Origin of the sequence: Microcoleus sp. CAWBG640 (assembly GCF_020883015.1) — a bacterium.
GTDB lineage: Bacteria > Cyanobacteriota > Cyanobacteriia > Cyanobacteriales > Microcoleaceae > Microcoleus > Microcoleus anatoxicus.
In genome coordinates this window covers 218,401-233,706 of sequence record NZ_JAHRFC010000002.1, presented here as the reverse complement: position 1 = coordinate 233,706, position 15,306 = coordinate 218,401, and the positions used below count along the sequence as shown (strand labels likewise).

Annotated in this window: 13 protein-coding genes and 1 pseudogene; 8 read left to right on the top strand and 6 right to left on the bottom strand. The window is 43.7% G+C overall.

Annotation, left to right across the window (positions count from 1 at the left end; translation table 11 throughout):
• Positions 1–341 precede the first annotated feature (341 nt).
• Positions 342–1,199 carry a calcium-binding protein gene (locus AAFP11_RS02460; protein WP_341735585.1) on the bottom strand — a complete coding sequence of 286 codons (858 nt, stop codon included), beginning with the start codon at positions 1,197–1,199 and terminating at the stop codon, positions 342–344.
• A gap of 1,648 nt (positions 1,200–2,847) precedes the next feature.
• On the opposite strand from AAFP11_RS02460, the gene AAFP11_RS02455 reads away from it, so the two are divergent.
• On the top strand, positions 2,848–3,048 hold the full coding sequence (locus tag AAFP11_RS02455) for a hypothetical protein (RefSeq protein WP_340525773.1): 201 nt from the start codon (positions 2,848–2,850) through the stop codon (positions 3,046–3,048).
• Between the two features lie 169 nt (positions 3,049–3,217).
• On the top strand, positions 3,218–3,730 hold the full coding sequence (locus tag AAFP11_RS02450) for a phosphoribosyltransferase family protein (RefSeq protein WP_341735584.1): 513 nt from the start codon (positions 3,218–3,220) through the stop codon (positions 3,728–3,730).
• A gap of 138 nt (positions 3,731–3,868) precedes the next feature.
• Here AAFP11_RS02450 and AAFP11_RS02445 read toward each other — a convergent pair whose 3' ends face one another.
• Entirely contained in the window at positions 3,869–4,537 is a 669-nt protein-coding gene (locus tag AAFP11_RS02445) for a Uma2 family endonuclease (RefSeq protein ID WP_341735583.1), read from the bottom strand.
• A 164-nt stretch (positions 4,538–4,701) separates the two neighbouring features.
• Positions 4,702–5,892 carry a 1-deoxy-D-xylulose-5-phosphate reductoisomerase gene (gene dxr, locus AAFP11_RS02440; RefSeq protein WP_341735582.1) on the bottom strand — a complete coding sequence of 397 codons (1,191 nt, stop codon included), beginning with the start codon at positions 5,890–5,892 and terminating at the stop codon, positions 4,702–4,704.
• Positions 5,893–6,074: 182 nt separating this feature from the next.
• On the opposite strand from dxr, the gene AAFP11_RS02435 reads away from it, so the two are divergent.
• The 5 genes and pseudogenes from AAFP11_RS02435 (at position 6,075) to AAFP11_RS02415 (ending at position 11,104) form a co-directional block, all read left to right on the top strand.
• The gene (locus tag AAFP11_RS02435; protein WP_341735592.1) at positions 6,075–7,775 is read left to right on the top strand and encodes a DUF2079 domain-containing protein; all 1,701 of its coding nucleotides are present in this window, start codon (positions 6,075–6,077) and stop codon (positions 7,773–7,775) included.
• Positions 7,776–7,784: 9 nt separating this feature from the next.
• Positions 7,785–9,227 (top strand): DUF2079 domain-containing protein, encoded by a 1,443-nt coding sequence (locus AAFP11_RS02430; RefSeq protein WP_341735581.1) that lies wholly within the window; start codon positions 7,785–7,787, stop codon positions 9,225–9,227.
• A 272-nt stretch (positions 9,228–9,499) separates the two neighbouring features.
• A pseudogene (locus AAFP11_RS02425) lies at positions 9,500–9,991 on the top strand (transposase); the annotation flags it as partial.
• A 119-nt stretch (positions 9,992–10,110) separates the two neighbouring features.
• Positions 10,111–10,485, top strand: coding sequence for a ferredoxin-thioredoxin reductase catalytic domain-containing protein (locus AAFP11_RS02420; protein ID WP_340523405.1), 375 nt, complete (start codon positions 10,111–10,113; stop codon positions 10,483–10,485).
• Positions 10,486–10,708: 223 nt separating this feature from the next.
• Positions 10,709–11,104 (top strand): DUF309 domain-containing protein, encoded by a 396-nt coding sequence (locus AAFP11_RS02415; RefSeq protein ID WP_341735580.1) that lies wholly within the window; start codon positions 10,709–10,711, stop codon positions 11,102–11,104.
• A gap of 85 nt (positions 11,105–11,189) precedes the next feature.
• Here the strand turns inward: AAFP11_RS02415 and AAFP11_RS02410 are convergent, their stop codons facing one another.
• On the bottom strand, positions 11,190–11,726 hold the full coding sequence (locus tag AAFP11_RS02410) for a thioredoxin family protein (protein ID WP_341735579.1): 537 nt from the start codon (positions 11,724–11,726) through the stop codon (positions 11,190–11,192).
• A gap of 211 nt (positions 11,727–11,937) precedes the next feature.
• Positions 11,938–12,867, bottom strand: coding sequence for an agmatinase (gene speB, locus AAFP11_RS02405; RefSeq protein ID WP_341735578.1), 930 nt, complete (start codon positions 12,865–12,867; stop codon positions 11,938–11,940).
• Positions 12,868–13,143: 276 nt separating this feature from the next.
• Between speB and AAFP11_RS02400 the strand changes: the two genes are divergently transcribed.
• On the top strand, positions 13,144–14,049 hold the full coding sequence (locus AAFP11_RS02400; RefSeq protein WP_341735591.1) for an alpha/beta fold hydrolase: 906 nt from the start codon (positions 13,144–13,146) through the stop codon (positions 14,047–14,049).
• Between the two features lie 225 nt (positions 14,050–14,274).
• Here the strand turns inward: AAFP11_RS02400 and AAFP11_RS02395 are convergent, their stop codons facing one another.
• Positions 14,275–15,267: a calcium-binding protein gene (locus AAFP11_RS02395; protein ID WP_341735577.1), complete on the bottom strand. Its 993-nt coding sequence runs from the start codon at positions 15,265–15,267 to the stop codon at positions 14,275–14,277.
• Between the last annotated feature and the right edge of the window lie 39 nt (positions 15,268–15,306).

Here is a 15,306-nt window from a genome sequence, read left to right as displayed (position 1 = left end):
ACTCAACTCATCCGGTGATTTGTTGACAATTACTACCTCGCATTCAAATAATACTACAACTTAATAGTTACCCAATCCGGGAAGAATGTCAATAGGTGTCTACCAAAAGTTTTTCAGCCCCCTACCCTTTAGGGCTGGGTTGCTGACTATACATACTACAAAGACATCTACCAAATCTCACTGATTGTTAGCAAATGTTAAAAAAAAAATTAAAAAAAATTCTACACTTAATCAACCTCACCCCGCCACTGGCAGAGTGAAGTTGAAATCATGAAAAACTACCAACCTTGCGAGAACAGCCCCGGATAAAATCCAGTGCCGCCCCACAACCACCAGTTGTTCTAGAACAACTCGAAGTTGCTTGCAGTAATCGTCAGACCAGGTGTCAACTGAGCCACAGTCAGCACAGAAGAGCCTTGGTTGAAGTACAACACACCGCTTGTCGGATCGTAGACCAACTTGTTCGCCGTAGCAGCAGTTGGAGTCGCTGGGGTGAAACCAGAAACCACAACAAACTCGCTAGCATCGAAGGTTGTGCCCAAAGCAGCGAAAGCACCGCCGGACTTCAAGCGAATCTTATCTTCCACAGGTGTAAAGTCAGTGATCGTGTCTACACCGAAATCTCCACCAGCCGAAGCGAAGTAGAAGGTATCGCTGCCAGCACCGCCTGTCAGCAAATCGGAGCCTCTGTCGCCAGAGATAAAGTCATTGCCAGCACCGCCATCAACAGTATCGTTGCCTTGACCGCCGTAGACGCTATCGTTGCCGTCACCGCCACTGACGATATCATTGCCAGCACCACCGTAGACCATATCATTGCCCGCACCGCCAAGTACGGTGTCGTTTCCTTGATCTCCAGAAACGGTGTCATTGCCAGCACCGCCATCGACGAGGTCATTTCCTTGATTGCCAAAGAGTAAGTCATCGCCATCGCCACCAGATACAATGTCGTTACCTTTACCAGCAGCTACAATATCGTTGCCAGGACCGGCACCGATGACATCATTGCCTTTACCTGATAGAACCAGGTCGTTGCCAGCACCAGCGTTGATGATATCGTTGCCATCAAAAGTCAGGATGATGTCGGCTTGTGGGCTGCCAGTCAACCTGTTGTCGCCTGCGATACCTCTAATATTCGAGCCACCACCGGGCAGTGTGACTGAAATTGCTGGCGTAGTTGGATTAGTTACCTGTGTCATTTACACTCCTCCTAAAAGATGAATCATTTTTCTACAATACACTTTTCCCTCCAAAGGGATTCAATAAATTAAACCGGGCATCGGTTGAGACTCTAATTTACCCATCTGCTATAGGCTGTCATCTGAAGTACCCCCAACTAAGCTTCGTTATAGTTGGGCCTTCCAACTAACACAAAGATAATACAATATGCTGCAAATACACATCAACCATTTTTCATCCGATCGCGAACTCAATAGGGAGAAATCGCACCGGAGTGGTATTTAGTGTCGATCGCAACTGGTTCGATCGCCCGGAATCGGGTTTTGACCAAGTTGGGTTCTGTTAGTATACTGCTATACAAATATTTTAGACAAGTCTAGACATTTGCTTCTTGCTTCATCGGGAGCATGGGAGCGGCTATCCCTCAGCAAGCTTTCACGGTTTAGCGAACCGCGATACATTAATTGCTCTCATCAACCAGACTTTTGAGATCCACTGATAGTTCCCCAAAAATCCAAATTTTTGCGACCATCTAAGATTGGCTCTGCACCATGACCATCCAGCAATCTGCCTACAAACGACCACATTCATTCCCACACCCAGACTGACTCGTCTCCCATCGGCAGCTAATTATGCCATAGCCAATCCCCAATCGCCAATCCCCAATCGATTAACTGGGGCTGAAAGTAGCAACTCTTTCGGAATGAGAAAATCAGCCATATTGCTGTTGACATCCAGACAATAGTGAGCTGCGATACAATTTGCAATAATCCCGCACCACGAGAGCCAAATGCCACCGGGCCCACCACCAGATTGAACTCATAACCAGAAAGCAGCCTTGTATTCAATTACACCATGTGTTCCGAACTCTTGCCTCAATAATTAACTAGGATTCTTCCTCTAACTTAGCTGCTTCTACTGGGGGTCTTTTGATACTTATTTGCAAAAAGGAGAGGGGCAGAACTACAGGCCAAAAAAGAGGACCGAACACTAAAGCGACCCAAGATATCCAGTCTGTTTTAGACGTAGCCGTATCCTTCCAAAAACGTTGAAACCAAACTAAAAAAACCATTGAAGCAATCAAGAAATAACCAATAACTATCATGTTTCCCCGCCTCTGTTTTTCTGAACTCACAGTGTTTGTGATTATTATATATCAGATTGATTTCGGATTTTGGATTTCGGATGCTCGCCACTGATTAGTCACTGGGGCTTCAGTCACTGGGGCTTCAGTCCGTAGTCAGCAGTCCAACAATTTCAGATTGGGGATGTGAGATTGTCGATTGTGCCCGTCAGTCAGTTGGGGCGTTAGATTGAATCCGAGGCTTGGTTCTGCTTTAAATCCCAAATCCCGGCCTCAAATTAGCCTAGTCACCAGTCAGACTTCACCCCTTGGCCGTCATCAGTAGCAAGACATTAGGAATTATGAACTTAAGTGTTAAAATATTTTAAGATATAATAGCGATTAGAGCCTAGTCCAAAGCTACAAATTGAGACGGATTTAGTACGGGACTCCTGGGAGCGATTAGATACAAGCCCCAGAGTGAATCACCGATGACACAAATCACTAATTTCCCGCCAATAAATCACATTTACTCGTGTATGGGAATCACATCAATCTTAAATCAATAAGTCAATACTATCAAAAGTGAGTTCAATAAAAATCCAATGATGACCAAAACACTTTTACCTCAATTTACGATTGCAGAGCTAGTCTTTCAGGTATATCACTCTGGTTTATTAACTCGGACTCACCGACAACAGATCAGGACAGCACTACTAAACGAGTGTCTCACCGAAGAAGATCAGACAGCCATCAACCGTTTGCTGCACGCTGTGCGTCGCGGGTGGCTGAAAGTAGTAGATTAAAATCAGCCCCCATCTGATTGGGGATTTTGAATTTAAGATTGGAAATTTGGGATTTGGCCAGTCCTCAGTATCGGAAGCAATCAATTAGCGGGCTTTGCTCCCTGGATACTTTCATGCCATTGTCATCAAAATATTGAATAATATCTGTAACATTTCAATCATATTAGGCATGAGCGACCTTTACATTTCTTGGTCAGATTACCATCGAAAAATTGAGGATTTGGCTGTAAAAATTGATGAATCTCAGTGGAACTTCGATCGCATTGTGTGTCTAGCCCGTGGTGGGCTGCGGGCGGGCGATATTTTGTCACGGATTTTCCACAAACCCCTGGCAATTTTAGCAGCCTCATCCTATGGTGGAGCCGAGGGGAAAGTCCGAAGTTCGATTAAATTTGCCCGCGATTTGACCATGGTGGGCGATGATTTAGGTAAAAAAATTCTGCTGGTTGACGATTTGGTCGATTCGGGGGTGAGTTTGCAGCAAAGTATCCTATGGCTCAAGAGTCGCTACAGCCCGGATATTCAGGAAATTCGGACGGCGGTGCTTTGGTACAAAGCTGGTTCCGCTGCGAAACCAGATTATTATGTAGATTATTTAGCTGATAATCCTTGGATTCATCAACCCTTTGAAATGTATGAAAATATGAGTACGGCTGATTTGCGCGCGAAAGTTAGCAAATAAAAGAGTGACATACTCCCACATCAAATCTGATTACAGATTATGATGTGGGCTTCTTAACAGCCCGATGAAGGCTAAACATATAGTGGTTCTCAGTCGAAGGGCAGCACAAGTGCCCAAGGCCCACTGTTTATTTAGCCTTTATTTCGTTTGTAATTCCTCTCGAACCCAAGCTCGAAAGGCTCTGATAGTTGGGCTTCTGCCTTCGGTTTTGCTGCGATCGACATATTGAGGAATTAGATCGATAATGGGAAAGTCGGGGAAGTTTTGGCTGCTACTGGACTCGGTATATTTTCCCTCTTCGAGCCGATAAATCTTCAGCACTTCCCCGTCATATCTCCAGAGTTCGGGAACTCCTAAAGCTTCATAGCAGTTTAAACTCGTTTGTGAAGAATTATCAATCTCGATCGCCAAATCAGGCGGCGGGTCTACAGTTAAATCTAGCCTGTCTTTCCCTCTGACAGCAGCTTGATTTTGGATGTAAAAACAGTCATCAGGTTCTACACCTGTTTGCATATCTTGGCGTTTGAAGGTAGTCGAACCTAAAACTTCACAATCCACATTAAGTTCTTCCAGGAGTACGTTAACCAAGTATCCAATCAACGATTTAGCTTTCTCATGTTTTGGTAGTGGCATCCTGATTTCCAATATTCCTTTGTAATAAGCAAGTCGAACTGCATAACCTTCTCCTAATTCGTCTAAAATAGCTTCGTAGATTTCCCAGCTAACATTTTGTAACTGCACTTGATTGCCGGGAGGAACGATTAGTTGGTTTAGTGCAAATACTGTAGGCTTAACTTGAGTTTGCATGATATTCGGCTGCTTGTAGGATTGAGAATCATGGCTCTATTTTATCAAGGGATTTAGAAATAGATTGCCACAGCTTTCAAGAACAGGCTCTCCGGCCTGTTTCACAATAATATTAATTTTTTTGTGGCACGGGCCGGAGAACCCGTGCAAGTTTAGTGACACAATTACCGCACCGAAAGAATGCGCGCACCCAATTCCATACTTTCCGCCAAAACTTCCTGCCGCGCCCACTTATCCGCAGCCAAAATATCATCTAAACCAGGATTTGCACAGTTATCTTGTTGATGTTTATCGCAGGTATTTTCAATCAATTTCGGAATGTCCAAAAACTCAATTTTTTCCTCCAAAAAGAGTGATACCGCCTGTTCGTTCGCCGCATTCAATACCGCAGGCATGGAACCGCCAGCCCGTCCAGCCGCATAGGCTAACTGCATACAAGGATACTTTTTATGGTCTGGTTCTCGGAAAGTCAAATCCCCGGCTTTTACCAAATCAAAGGGTTTCCAATCAGTATAAATTCGCTCCGGCCAAGACAAGGCATAAAGCAGTGGCAACCGCATATCTGGCCATCCCAATTGTGCTAAAACCGACGTATCTTGCAGTTCTATTAAGGAGTGAATTATGCTCTGGGGATGAATGACAATCTCAATGTCGTCATAATCCATTCCAAACAAATAGTGAGCTTCAATTACTTCTAATCCTTTATTCATCAAAGTTGCCGAATCAATGGTAATTTTTTGTCCCATGGACCAATTCGGATGTTTCAAAGCATCCGCCACTTTCACTTCCGCTAACTTTTCAATGGGCAAATCTCGAAAAGAACCTCCCGAAGCAGTAAGAATAATCCGCCGCAAGCCACCTGGAATTACCCCTTGGAGGCACTGAAAAATTGCGGAATGTTCCGAGTCTGCTGGTAATATTTTAACTCCGTGTTTTTCGATGAGGGGGTTGACAACGGGACCGCCTGCGATTAATGTTTCTTTATTGGCTAAGGCGATATCTTTACCTGCTTGGATAGCGGCAATTGTTGGTAACAAACCAGCACAGCCCACTATGCCCGTGACGACGGCTTGAGCGTCGCCATATTTGGCAACTTCGACAATGCCTGTCTCCCCAGCCAGTAAAATAGGTTGAGGGTCGATATCTGCGATCGCCTCTTGTAATTCCTGTAATTTATCTTCGTCCCCAATCGCGACAATGGATGGCCGAAATTGTCTGATTTGTTGCGCCAGCAATGTCACATTTCGTCCGCAGGTTAAGCCGACAATCCGAAATTGTTCGGGGTATTGAGCTACAATATCTAGAGTTTGAGTGCCGATGGAGCCTGTAGAGCCGAGAAGAGTTATAGCTTTCACAATTTTTTAAGGTTTTGTGGATCATTCTAATATTACGATTGCGGGGATGAAATTTGGCGATCGACTAATAGACCTCTCCAATAATTTTTGTGGAACAGCTATTCAGACTGTTCCCACCTTAGTTTTCGGGAGATGTCTCATGAATTGGAGGATTTGTCAGGAGTCAGGTAGTGGCAGATTTTATGCGGAATGAGTCGAATTTTGATGATTCCAGTGAGGACAGCGGCGTCTCCATCACGGAAAATATGGAAGAAAGTCGATCGCAGCCACCGTCGAGTTTGCTAATTGCGATCACCACTACAGCGACAATTTTATTTTTGTCTAGCAGTTTGCGACACGCCTTGTTTCAATCCACTGCTTTCGATTTAGGCATTTTTGACCAAGCGATTTACTTAATCAGCCAAAACCAAACGCCTTTTTCCTCTTTGATGCAGATGCACATTTTAGGCGACCACGCAGCGGTAATATATTATCCCCTAGCTTGGTTGTACAAAATTTACCCCGATGTGCATTGGCTGTTTTTAGTACAAGCAGTGGCTTTATCCCTGGGGGCTTGGCCTAGCTGGAGTTTAGCACGCTTGGCAAGTTTGAATCCAGAACAATCCCGCGCGATCGCATTTATTTACTTACTATATCCCGTAGTATTTAACATCAACTTATTTGATTTTCACCCAGAAGTAATCGCCTTACCCGCACTTTTATCAGCAATTTTAGCAGCCCGTTTAAACAAAATTATGTGGTTTAGTGCCGCTATTTTATTAGTCTTAAGTTGCAAAGCAGTTTTGTCCCTAACTGTCGCAGCCATTGGTTTATGGCTATTGTTATGCGAAAAAAAACAACGATGCGGCGCGATCGCACTTGTGTTCGGCATCGCCTGGTTTGTGATTGCTTCCCAAAAAATCATTCCCTTCTTTAGTGGTAGCGAAGTCGCCGGAGTAGGGCGCTACAGTTATCTAGGAAAATCGGTACTAGAAATTATTATAAACATCATCTTAAAGCCACAATTAATCTTAGGTAAATTCTTTTCAATTGATACTTTTAAATATATATTTCTACTCAGCTTACCACTATTTTGGGGATTGTTGCCATTCTCCAGCAAAATAGGAATGCGATATTTGCTTCCACTGATTCCAGCCCTCCCAACTCTCGCCATCAATATTCTCTCAGACTTGCCATTTCAACGCAGTTTAGCCTATCAATATTCAGTGCCTATAATTCCATTTTTATTATTAGCGGTTATCTCGAAGTCAACGCCCGTCAACCCCGCACAGTCTACCCCCCCCTACTCCGCACAGTCTACCCCCCCCTACCCCCCCCAAGGGGGGAAATTAGGAGATAAAAATGTTGAATTCTCGCAACAAATTAATTCTGAGTCTACCCCCCCCTACCCCCCCCAAGGGGGGAAATTGGGAGATGAAAATGTTGAATTGTGGCAACCAATTAATTCTTTTTTCCCCTTGAAAATTTCCCAACTCCCTCAATTTTGGCTGGGAATGGAATTACCAAAAGCCATGATAATTTGGTCGTTAATCATTTTCCTATTTCTCGGCGAGTACAAAGATTTTTTTCTGTATCTAAATAGACTAGATACTTGGCAAGCAACACGGGAAGCGATCGCACAAATTCAACCCCAAAGCAGTATCTTAACAGACAATAGACTGGCCCCTCACTTTGCCCACCGCCCCATTGTCAAATTGCTTTCCCAGATTTCACCCCAAACAGATTTAGCTGAATTTAAATACATATTATTAAACCAACGCCATCCCTGGCCAGATACCGAAAAAATTGGTAATAACTTAGCCACTCAACTGCAAAGCACTCCCCAATTTCAATTAACCTATCAAAAAAAACAAGTTCTGTTATTCAAACGCATCGCTGATTAAACCCATAAAATGCTAACCTTAAAATCCCTAAAACCCCATCCAGTATTTTTAATGATTGTCGCCACAACAATCGTCTTATTTGCTTGCAGTAGCGTGCGACACGCTTTGTTTCATTCCACTGCCTACGACTTAGCCATTTTTGACCAAGCCATTTATTTAATCTCTCAAAATCAAACGCCATTTTCTTCTTTAATGGCAGTTAATATTTTAGGCGATCACGCGGCCTTTATTTTTTATCCCCTGGCTTTACTTTACAAAATATATCCAGACGTTCATTGGCTGTTATTCGTACAAGCAATTTCCTTAGCTTTGGGTGCTTGGCCTAGTTGGAGTTTAGCACGTCAAGCAGGCTTAGATGAAAAAAAATCAATGGCAGTGGCAGCAGTCTATCTGCTTTATCCCGCAGTATTTAATGTCAATCTTTTTGACTTTCATCCAGAAGTAATTGCTTTCCCCGCGCTTTTAGCAGCAATCTTGGCGGCGCGGCTGAACAAAATACTATGGTTTTGTGCAGCCATTGTCTTAGTTTTGAGTTGCAAAGCCGTGTTATCTTTAACTGTGGCAGCCATGGGTTTTTGGCTGTTATTTTTTGACAAACAGCGGAATTGCGGACTAATCGCTTTATTTCTAGGTGTGGGTTGGTTTTTGATAGCAACTCAGGCCATTGTACCCTATTTTAATCAAGGGAAAGAACACGCGGGAATTGGCAGATATCAATATTTAGGTAAGTCGGTTTTAGAAATAGCTGCTAATTTGATATTGAAGCCCCATCTAATTTTAACACGTTTGTTTTCTGGGGAGACTTTTGGGTATTTAGCCTTATTGCTATTTCCGGTAATTTGGTGGATTTCTCCACGGCATCTGACACCTTTGATTAGTGCAGTGCCGATGTTAGCTATGAACATTCTTTCGGATATTCCGGCTCAAAGAGATTTAATTCATCAATATTCTATTCCCATATTCCCGTTTTTATTGGTGGCAGTGATTGCCAATTTGTCTGAGTATAATCAGCCGGAATTCAAAATACCTAAAATATTCGATCGCCTCAGAATTTCTAGTTTATCTTGGGAGCGGAATATCGTAATTTGGTCATTAATAAGTTTTTTGTGCTTGGCGAAATACGGCTATTTTTGGAGTATTTATTTAGAAGGCATTGACACTCTGCCGGCAACGAAAGAGGCAATTTCTCTGGTTCAAACTAAAGGCAATGTTTTAACGACATCAAATATTGCTCCGCACTTAAGTCACCGTCCTGTGGTAAAATTAACTTTGGCTCACACGCCGCCTGCAAATCTGACAAAATTTGACTATGTGTTGCTGAATTGGCGCTATCCAGGCTGGATGAGCGATCGAGGTTTTGTGCAAAACTTAGTAACTCAACTCACCAACAATCCCAAATTTCAACTGAAATATCAACGGGATGACATTTATTTATTTACCAAACAGCCCTAAATGCGATCGCCCACAATTTCAAATGCTTTACCACCAGCCAGCAGTGCGTAAACATAGCTAGCCGTCGGTGCCCTTAACTCTGACACCACTTCCCCCTAAGTCTGCGTTACCCAGTCAAGTAGATTTTAAATTACCAAAAAACTGGGTCTAAAGCCCCGTTACTTCGACTACGCTCAGCACATCGCCTTCTAGGACGGCTTTAATTCAAGTGTAAAGATGTCTTGCAAGCTACAAGTTTATAGCTACAATTGCTTGTAAGCATGATAGAATCATCTAAGGTAGGAAGAAAACATTTAAAGGTTAGTAGGCAACGTAAAGACTTCGCCATTAAGACGGCGTTGTGCGCAGTGAAATCTAGCGATTTTGTAGCTTATGAAAACCTTCAAGTGCGGAACATGGTGAAAAACCATAAGCTCGCTAAATCAATTAGCGATGCAGCATGGTCGCAGTTTGCTCAATGGTTGCAATATTTGGGAAAAGTGTACGGTAAAACAGTAGTTGCTGTTGCTCCTCAGTACACTTCCCAAGATTGTTCAAGTTGTGGCAATCGCGTTCAGAAGTCGCTCTCAATCAGAACTCATGTTTGCCTGTGTGGTACAGTGTTAGACCGCGACCATAATGCAGCTTTGAATATTCTGGCAAAGGGATTGAAAGCCCGTGCAGGAATTAATTTAAATACGGTGGGGCACACCGGAATTAACGCTTGGGGACAGACCGACCTCTATTCGCTGGTGGTGACATCAACGGGCAAGTTGACTGATTGATCCAAGAATCCCCGCGCGTTCACGCGCCCGGAGTGTCAAATAAATATCAAGTGTTTAAAATCACCTTCTGCGGTACAATTATGAAAAGCTCGTGACATCCTCAACTCCGATCCTAAACTATGAATACAACAGAGAACACAACAGAAAAATCCAAACTCTCCAACGAAAAAACCTTGGAGGCTATGAAGAATTTCTCCGAAACTTACGCCAAGCGCACCGGGACTTACTTTTGTTCCGAGCTTTCTGTCACCGCAGTCGTAATTGAAGGACTAGCAAAAAACAAAGACGAACTAGGTGCTCCCCTATGCCCTTGTCGGCACTACGAAGACAAAGAGGCCGAGGTAAAAGCAGCCTACTGGAATTGTCCCTGCATTCCCATGCGCGAGCGCAAAGAATGTCATTGTATGTTATTTTTGACACCAGACAATGATTTTGCTGGAACGAGTCAGGAAATTGGAATGGATCAGCTTCAAGCAGTCAGAGAGACTATGTAATCAGTTAAGTAGGCGGGCGTTAACTAGCCGCAGTTTTGAAAACAAGTTTTTATGTATAGATATTTTTAAAACTTAGCTATCAAAACTTTTAATCAAATCCGCCTACTACAATAGGTTGCTCCCAAAAAAAACGTCACTGGCGGGAGGACACCGCACAAGCATTATTCAATATGTCTCATTAATTTCTAGAATCAACAATTTCAAATCTTAAATTTAAAACCCAATGGAACAGGAAATGCCGACGGAGTTTTGGCAAGGCATCGAAGAGTTTAATAGTAAACAATTTTACGCTTGTCACGATACTTTAGAGGCCTTGTGGATGGAAGCAGGCGAGCCAGAAAAAAGATTTTATCAAGGACTTTTACAAATTTCTGTGGGACTTTATCACTTAGGAAATCAAAACTGGCGCGGCGCTGTGATTTTGTTGGGAGAAGGGATAAATCGGCTCAGTTATTATCAGCCTAGTTATGCGGGAATTGCTGTGGCAGATTTGCTGCAACAAAGCACTCAACTATTGAATGCTTTGCAACAAGCTGGTTCGGAAAAAGTGGCTGATTTTTTACCATTATTAATTGGTGTGGAAGTTGCGAATTTGCAATTGCCACGCATTAGTTATTAGTTATTAGTTATTGGAGGCAGAGTCTGGAAGACTCAAAACAAACAAAACAAATAATTAATAACCAATAACAACTAACAATTAACAACTACGATCGCCACTTGACAGAACAGCCGATCGCCTCTGTACTCGAAGGCTCTACCGATTCATCCTTCAGCAATTGGGCGATCGCACTTCGTAGATAAGCCACCTGCACCGCTGCGGCATCATCAGCATTGTCATCAATCAAACCTTTGTAACGCAATCTGCCATCTCGATCTAGCAAAAATACTTCCGGTGTTTTAGAAGCCCCAAAACTTTCAGCGACATCTTGAGCCACATCTCGGATGTAAGGAAAATTGAGTTGATTGTTAGCCGCAAATACTTTCATGTTTTCAAAACTGTCTTCGGGATATTGATTAGCATCATTAGCATTAATCCCGATTAAAGTAAAATCCTCGTCTTGAAAATCTGCTTGCAGTTCTTTTAGGCGATCGAGATACAACTTTACATAAGGGCAGTGATTGCACATAAATACTACCCCGATCGCCCGAAATTTTTCTAAATATCGAGCTAAATGGTGAACTTCTTCATCAACTCCCGGCAGTTCAAAATCTGGAGCGTAGCCATTAATCGGAGTACCCATTGTTTCCCTTAGTAATTTTTTTTCACAGTCAACAGTCAACAGTCAAGAATCATATAAAGTGCAACCTGAATCCATCTTAACCCTATTTTTCAATCCATATCAATCACAACCATCGGATATTTTGTCAAAAACCCGGTGGTTGTGTCAAGGACTAAATAGCTTGCTGGTGGGACAAATCTTTTCATCCTTTTTGCTGATGTTCTAAAGTTAATCAACCCTCGTCTTGCTTTAGCCAACCTTGAGCCACAGCTTGATATCCAATCATTTTGTATGCTAATTTAGCGGCTGTAAATTCTGAGACTACAGAATCTACAACAGGTGCTAATTCCATAATGTCACAGCCGATCACTTCGTAGGACTCGAAGACACGGCGCAAAAATCCAGTCAGCGAATACCAATTTAACCCGCCCGGTTCTGGAGTGCCAACCCCTGGAATTAAAGTCGGATCGATGCCATCTAAGTCTATAGTCAAAAATACCCGCTTAGTTGTGATACTGGCAATTGCCCGATCGGCCCAATCTGGTTGAGTAGCAATTTCCCTAGCTTTAATCACATTAAGCTGTTTTGCTTTAATCAAATCAGCTTCTTCCTTACAGATAGCACGAATGCCGATTTGCAGTGTGGGTAAACCCATATCAACCACCCGCCGCATCACACAGGCGTGGTTATGAATCGAACCTTCATACTCGTGTCGCAAGTCGCCGTGGGCATCAACTTGTATAACTGTGAAAGGTTCGTCTGGGTATGCTTGGCGATAACCTTCGACAACGCCGGCGGTGATGCTGTGTTCGCCTCCGAGGGAGATCACAAATTTATTTTCTGTAACTAACTGATACACTGCTTCTTGGGTGACTCGCAGCATTTCTAGGGATGAAACTGGTTGGCTGTTGCGGGTATCGGCGATCGGATCTTTTGTATAAATTCCGACATCGTAGCAAACTTCAGAATCGAGTTCTTCGTCGTAACATTCGAGTTGATGAGAAGCTTCTAGAAGTTTCGCTGGCCCGTTTTCGCAGCCGCGACGGTAAGTGGTGGTAGCTTCGTAGGGAATTGGTAAGATAACTACTTTGGCGGTGTTGTAGTCGGGTACAATTTCTGAGCCTAGAAATGGTACGACAGCAGTGGAAACGATGGTTGGCATAGGGGAATTTTCAATAAGGCAAAAAATTCAGCATCTTTAATGGTGGCATAATATTGGCTCGTAGTGCAAAGTAGTCAGTTGACAGTTGACAGTTGACAGTTGACAGTTGTCAGTTGGCAGTTGTCAATTGGCAGTTGGCAGTTGGCAGTTGGCAGTTGGGCCGTTGTCAGTTGGGCCGTTGGCAGTAGTCAACAGTCAACAGTCAACAGTCAACAGCTAACAATGCCCCATGCCCTATGCCCTATGCCCTATCTCAAATCTCAAATCTCAAATCCCATGACATCTTCTACGTTAACTGCTGTCGCGCCTCAAACTTGGGTGTGGAAAGGCTTTCCGATTTGTTACCAGACTGCGGGAACCCAGGGGCCTGCGGTGGTGTTTGTCCACGGTTTCGGTGCGTCTTGGGGCCATTGGCGCAAGAATTTGCCGGCATTGGCTGTTGATTGTCGCTGTTTTGCGATCGATCTGATCGGTTTTGGCGCTTCTGCTAAACCTGTGCCGAAACTGGAAATTGACTATTCTTTTGAGACTTGGGGTCAGCTAATTGCTGATTTTTGTCGGGAAGTTGCGGGGGGGCCTGCTTTTTTGGTGGGAAATTCGATCGGCTGTGTGGCGATTATGCAAGCTGCTGTGGATTTTCCTGAGATTGCTTCTGGTGTCGTTTTACTTAATTGTTCTTTGCGCTTGTTGCACGATCGCAAACGGGCCCAAATGCCTTGGTATCGCAGTTTAGGAGCGCCCATAGCACAAAAAGTTTTAAATGTCAAATGGATTAGTCAATTATTTTTCAAACAATTGGCCACGCCGAATACAGTGCGAAAAGTGCTTTTGCAAGCTTATCACCGTCCTGAAGCTGTTACTGATGAACTGATAGAAATGTTGTTGAAACCAGCGCGAGATCCTGGTGCTGTGGAAGTTTTTGTAGCATTTATTAGTTATTCTCAAGGTCCGTTACCGGAGGATTTGTTGCCTCGTTTGAGCTGTCCTGCTTTGATTTTGTGGGGTACGGATGACCCTTGGGAGCCGATCGCCCTTGGACGAGAATTAGCCAAATACCCAGCGGTTGAACAGTTTATTCCTTTGGAGGGGGTTGGCCATTGTCCCCAGGATGAAGCGCCGGAATTGGTGAATCCTATTTTACTTGATTGGATTAAAGGGCGATCGGCATTGCCAGCAAATTAGTATGATTGAACCGCGAAGACGCGAAGGACACGAAGGAAGAAGTGGGAAGAAGAAATTCTACTCGTTACCAGGCTCTGGCCTGGTAATGCCGATCGGGAGGCTCTGCCTCCATTTTGGAGCCTGGTAATGCCGATCGCGAGGAAGGCTGACTTTCTATTTTCCTTTTTCGAGGCAGAGCAAGAGTGATATGGGTTCCCAGGCTGGAGCCTGGGAACCAGTTATAGTTCAAACAAACAGGAAACTATCAGGTGTAAAGTTGCCTTGAATTACAGCTATTTGGTCTGATGTACCTGCTAAATTGATGGAGTTACCAACAATATTGTAGTTGGAAATATTCCCACGTAATTGGATGCGATCTATTCCTGGCTGAAAATCTTGAATCGATGCAAATCCGGTGCCACTATAGTAGGTCTTGGTGGCATCTCCTAGCACAAAAATGTCTCTACCTCGACCCCCAATCAGCACATCTGTTTCATTACTTCCTGGTGTGGCACTCAAGGGATTTACTCCAATTAGCGTATCATTTCCACGCAAACCTGAGAGTGTATCGTTACCTTCTCCTCCTACTAAAGTATTGTTTTCGATGTTTCCGGTAAGGACATCTACATTGGGAGTACCTGTGACATTAACGAAATTCTCTACCGTAAAATTCAGAGTGCCGATAGTGGGTATATTGTTAACGGCTAACCGATTCTGGGACAAGTCCACGTTAATAGAAGCTGTGCCGCTACCTGTTGAAGCATCGATGGTATTAATCTGTCCTAAAGGAGCAATTATGTCTTCTATGCTTTGCAGGGTATCATTACCGGCTGTGCCTTTGCTGACAAGGCCTTGAGCCTTCAGGGTAATGCCACTTCCTAGGGAAAGATAGCTAATTGTATCTGTGCCTAATCCTCCAATTATGCTATCAGTGCCGCTACTACCTAGGATGAAGTTGTTTAAACTATCTCCGGTAATATTGTCGTTTCCTGCTGTGGTATTGATACTGTTGGCTGGCGGTGCGGGTGGAGTTTGGTTTTGGGGAGGTAGAGCAGAACTGGTAAGTTGTGTGCCTTGATTTGGAGGTGGTGGATTGCCCGGTCCCCCTTGATTTTGAGGTGGTGGATTGCCTGGTCTCCCTTGATTTTGAGGTGGTGGATTGCCTGATCCGTCTTGATTTGGCTCTGGTGGATTGCCTGGTGTATTAATTGAATTAGGATTAGGAAATAGTGGTGGCATGGTGTAATTTCCTCGATTGTTTTTCTAAGTTTCAAGCAG

Bases quoted from the DNA above. Each gene is read 5' to 3' on its own strand.
- AAFP11_RS02415 (WP_341735580.1), top strand. From the start codon at position 10,709: ATGGAACAGGAAATGCCGACGGAGTTTTGGCAAGGCATCGAAGAGTTT.
- AAFP11_RS02445 (WP_341735583.1), bottom strand. From the start codon at position 4,537: ATGCAAACTCAAGTTAAGCCTACAGTATTTGCACTAAACCAACTAATC.
- speB (WP_341735578.1), bottom strand. From the start codon at position 12,867: ATGCCAACCATCGTTTCCACTGCTGTCGTACCATTTCTAGGCTCAGAA.
- AAFP11_RS02450 (WP_341735584.1), top strand. From the start codon at position 3,218: ATGAGCGACCTTTACATTTCTTGGTCAGATTACCATCGAAAAATTGAG.
- AAFP11_RS02455 (WP_340525773.1), top strand. From the start codon at position 2,848: ATGATGACCAAAACACTTTTACCTCAATTTACGATTGCAGAGCTAGTC.
- AAFP11_RS02435 (WP_341735592.1), top strand. From the start codon at position 6,075: ATGCGGAATGAGTCGAATTTTGATGATTCCAGTGAGGACAGCGGCGTC.
- AAFP11_RS02410 (WP_341735579.1), bottom strand. From the start codon at position 11,726: ATGGGTACTCCGATTAATGGCTACGCTCCAGATTTTGAACTGCCGGGA.
- AAFP11_RS02430 (WP_341735581.1), top strand. From the start codon at position 7,785: ATGCTAACCTTAAAATCCCTAAAACCCCATCCAGTATTTTTAATGATT.
- AAFP11_RS02395 (WP_341735577.1), bottom strand. From the start codon at position 15,267: ATGCCACCACTATTTCCTAATCCTAATTCAATTAATACACCAGGCAAT.
- AAFP11_RS02400 (WP_341735591.1), top strand. From the start codon at position 13,144: ATGACATCTTCTACGTTAACTGCTGTCGCGCCTCAAACTTGGGTGTGG.
- AAFP11_RS02460 (WP_341735585.1), bottom strand. From the start codon at position 1,199: ATGACACAGGTAACTAATCCAACTACGCCAGCAATTTCAGTCACACTG.
- AAFP11_RS02420 (WP_340523405.1), top strand. From the start codon at position 10,111: ATGAATACAACAGAGAACACAACAGAAAAATCCAAACTCTCCAACGAA.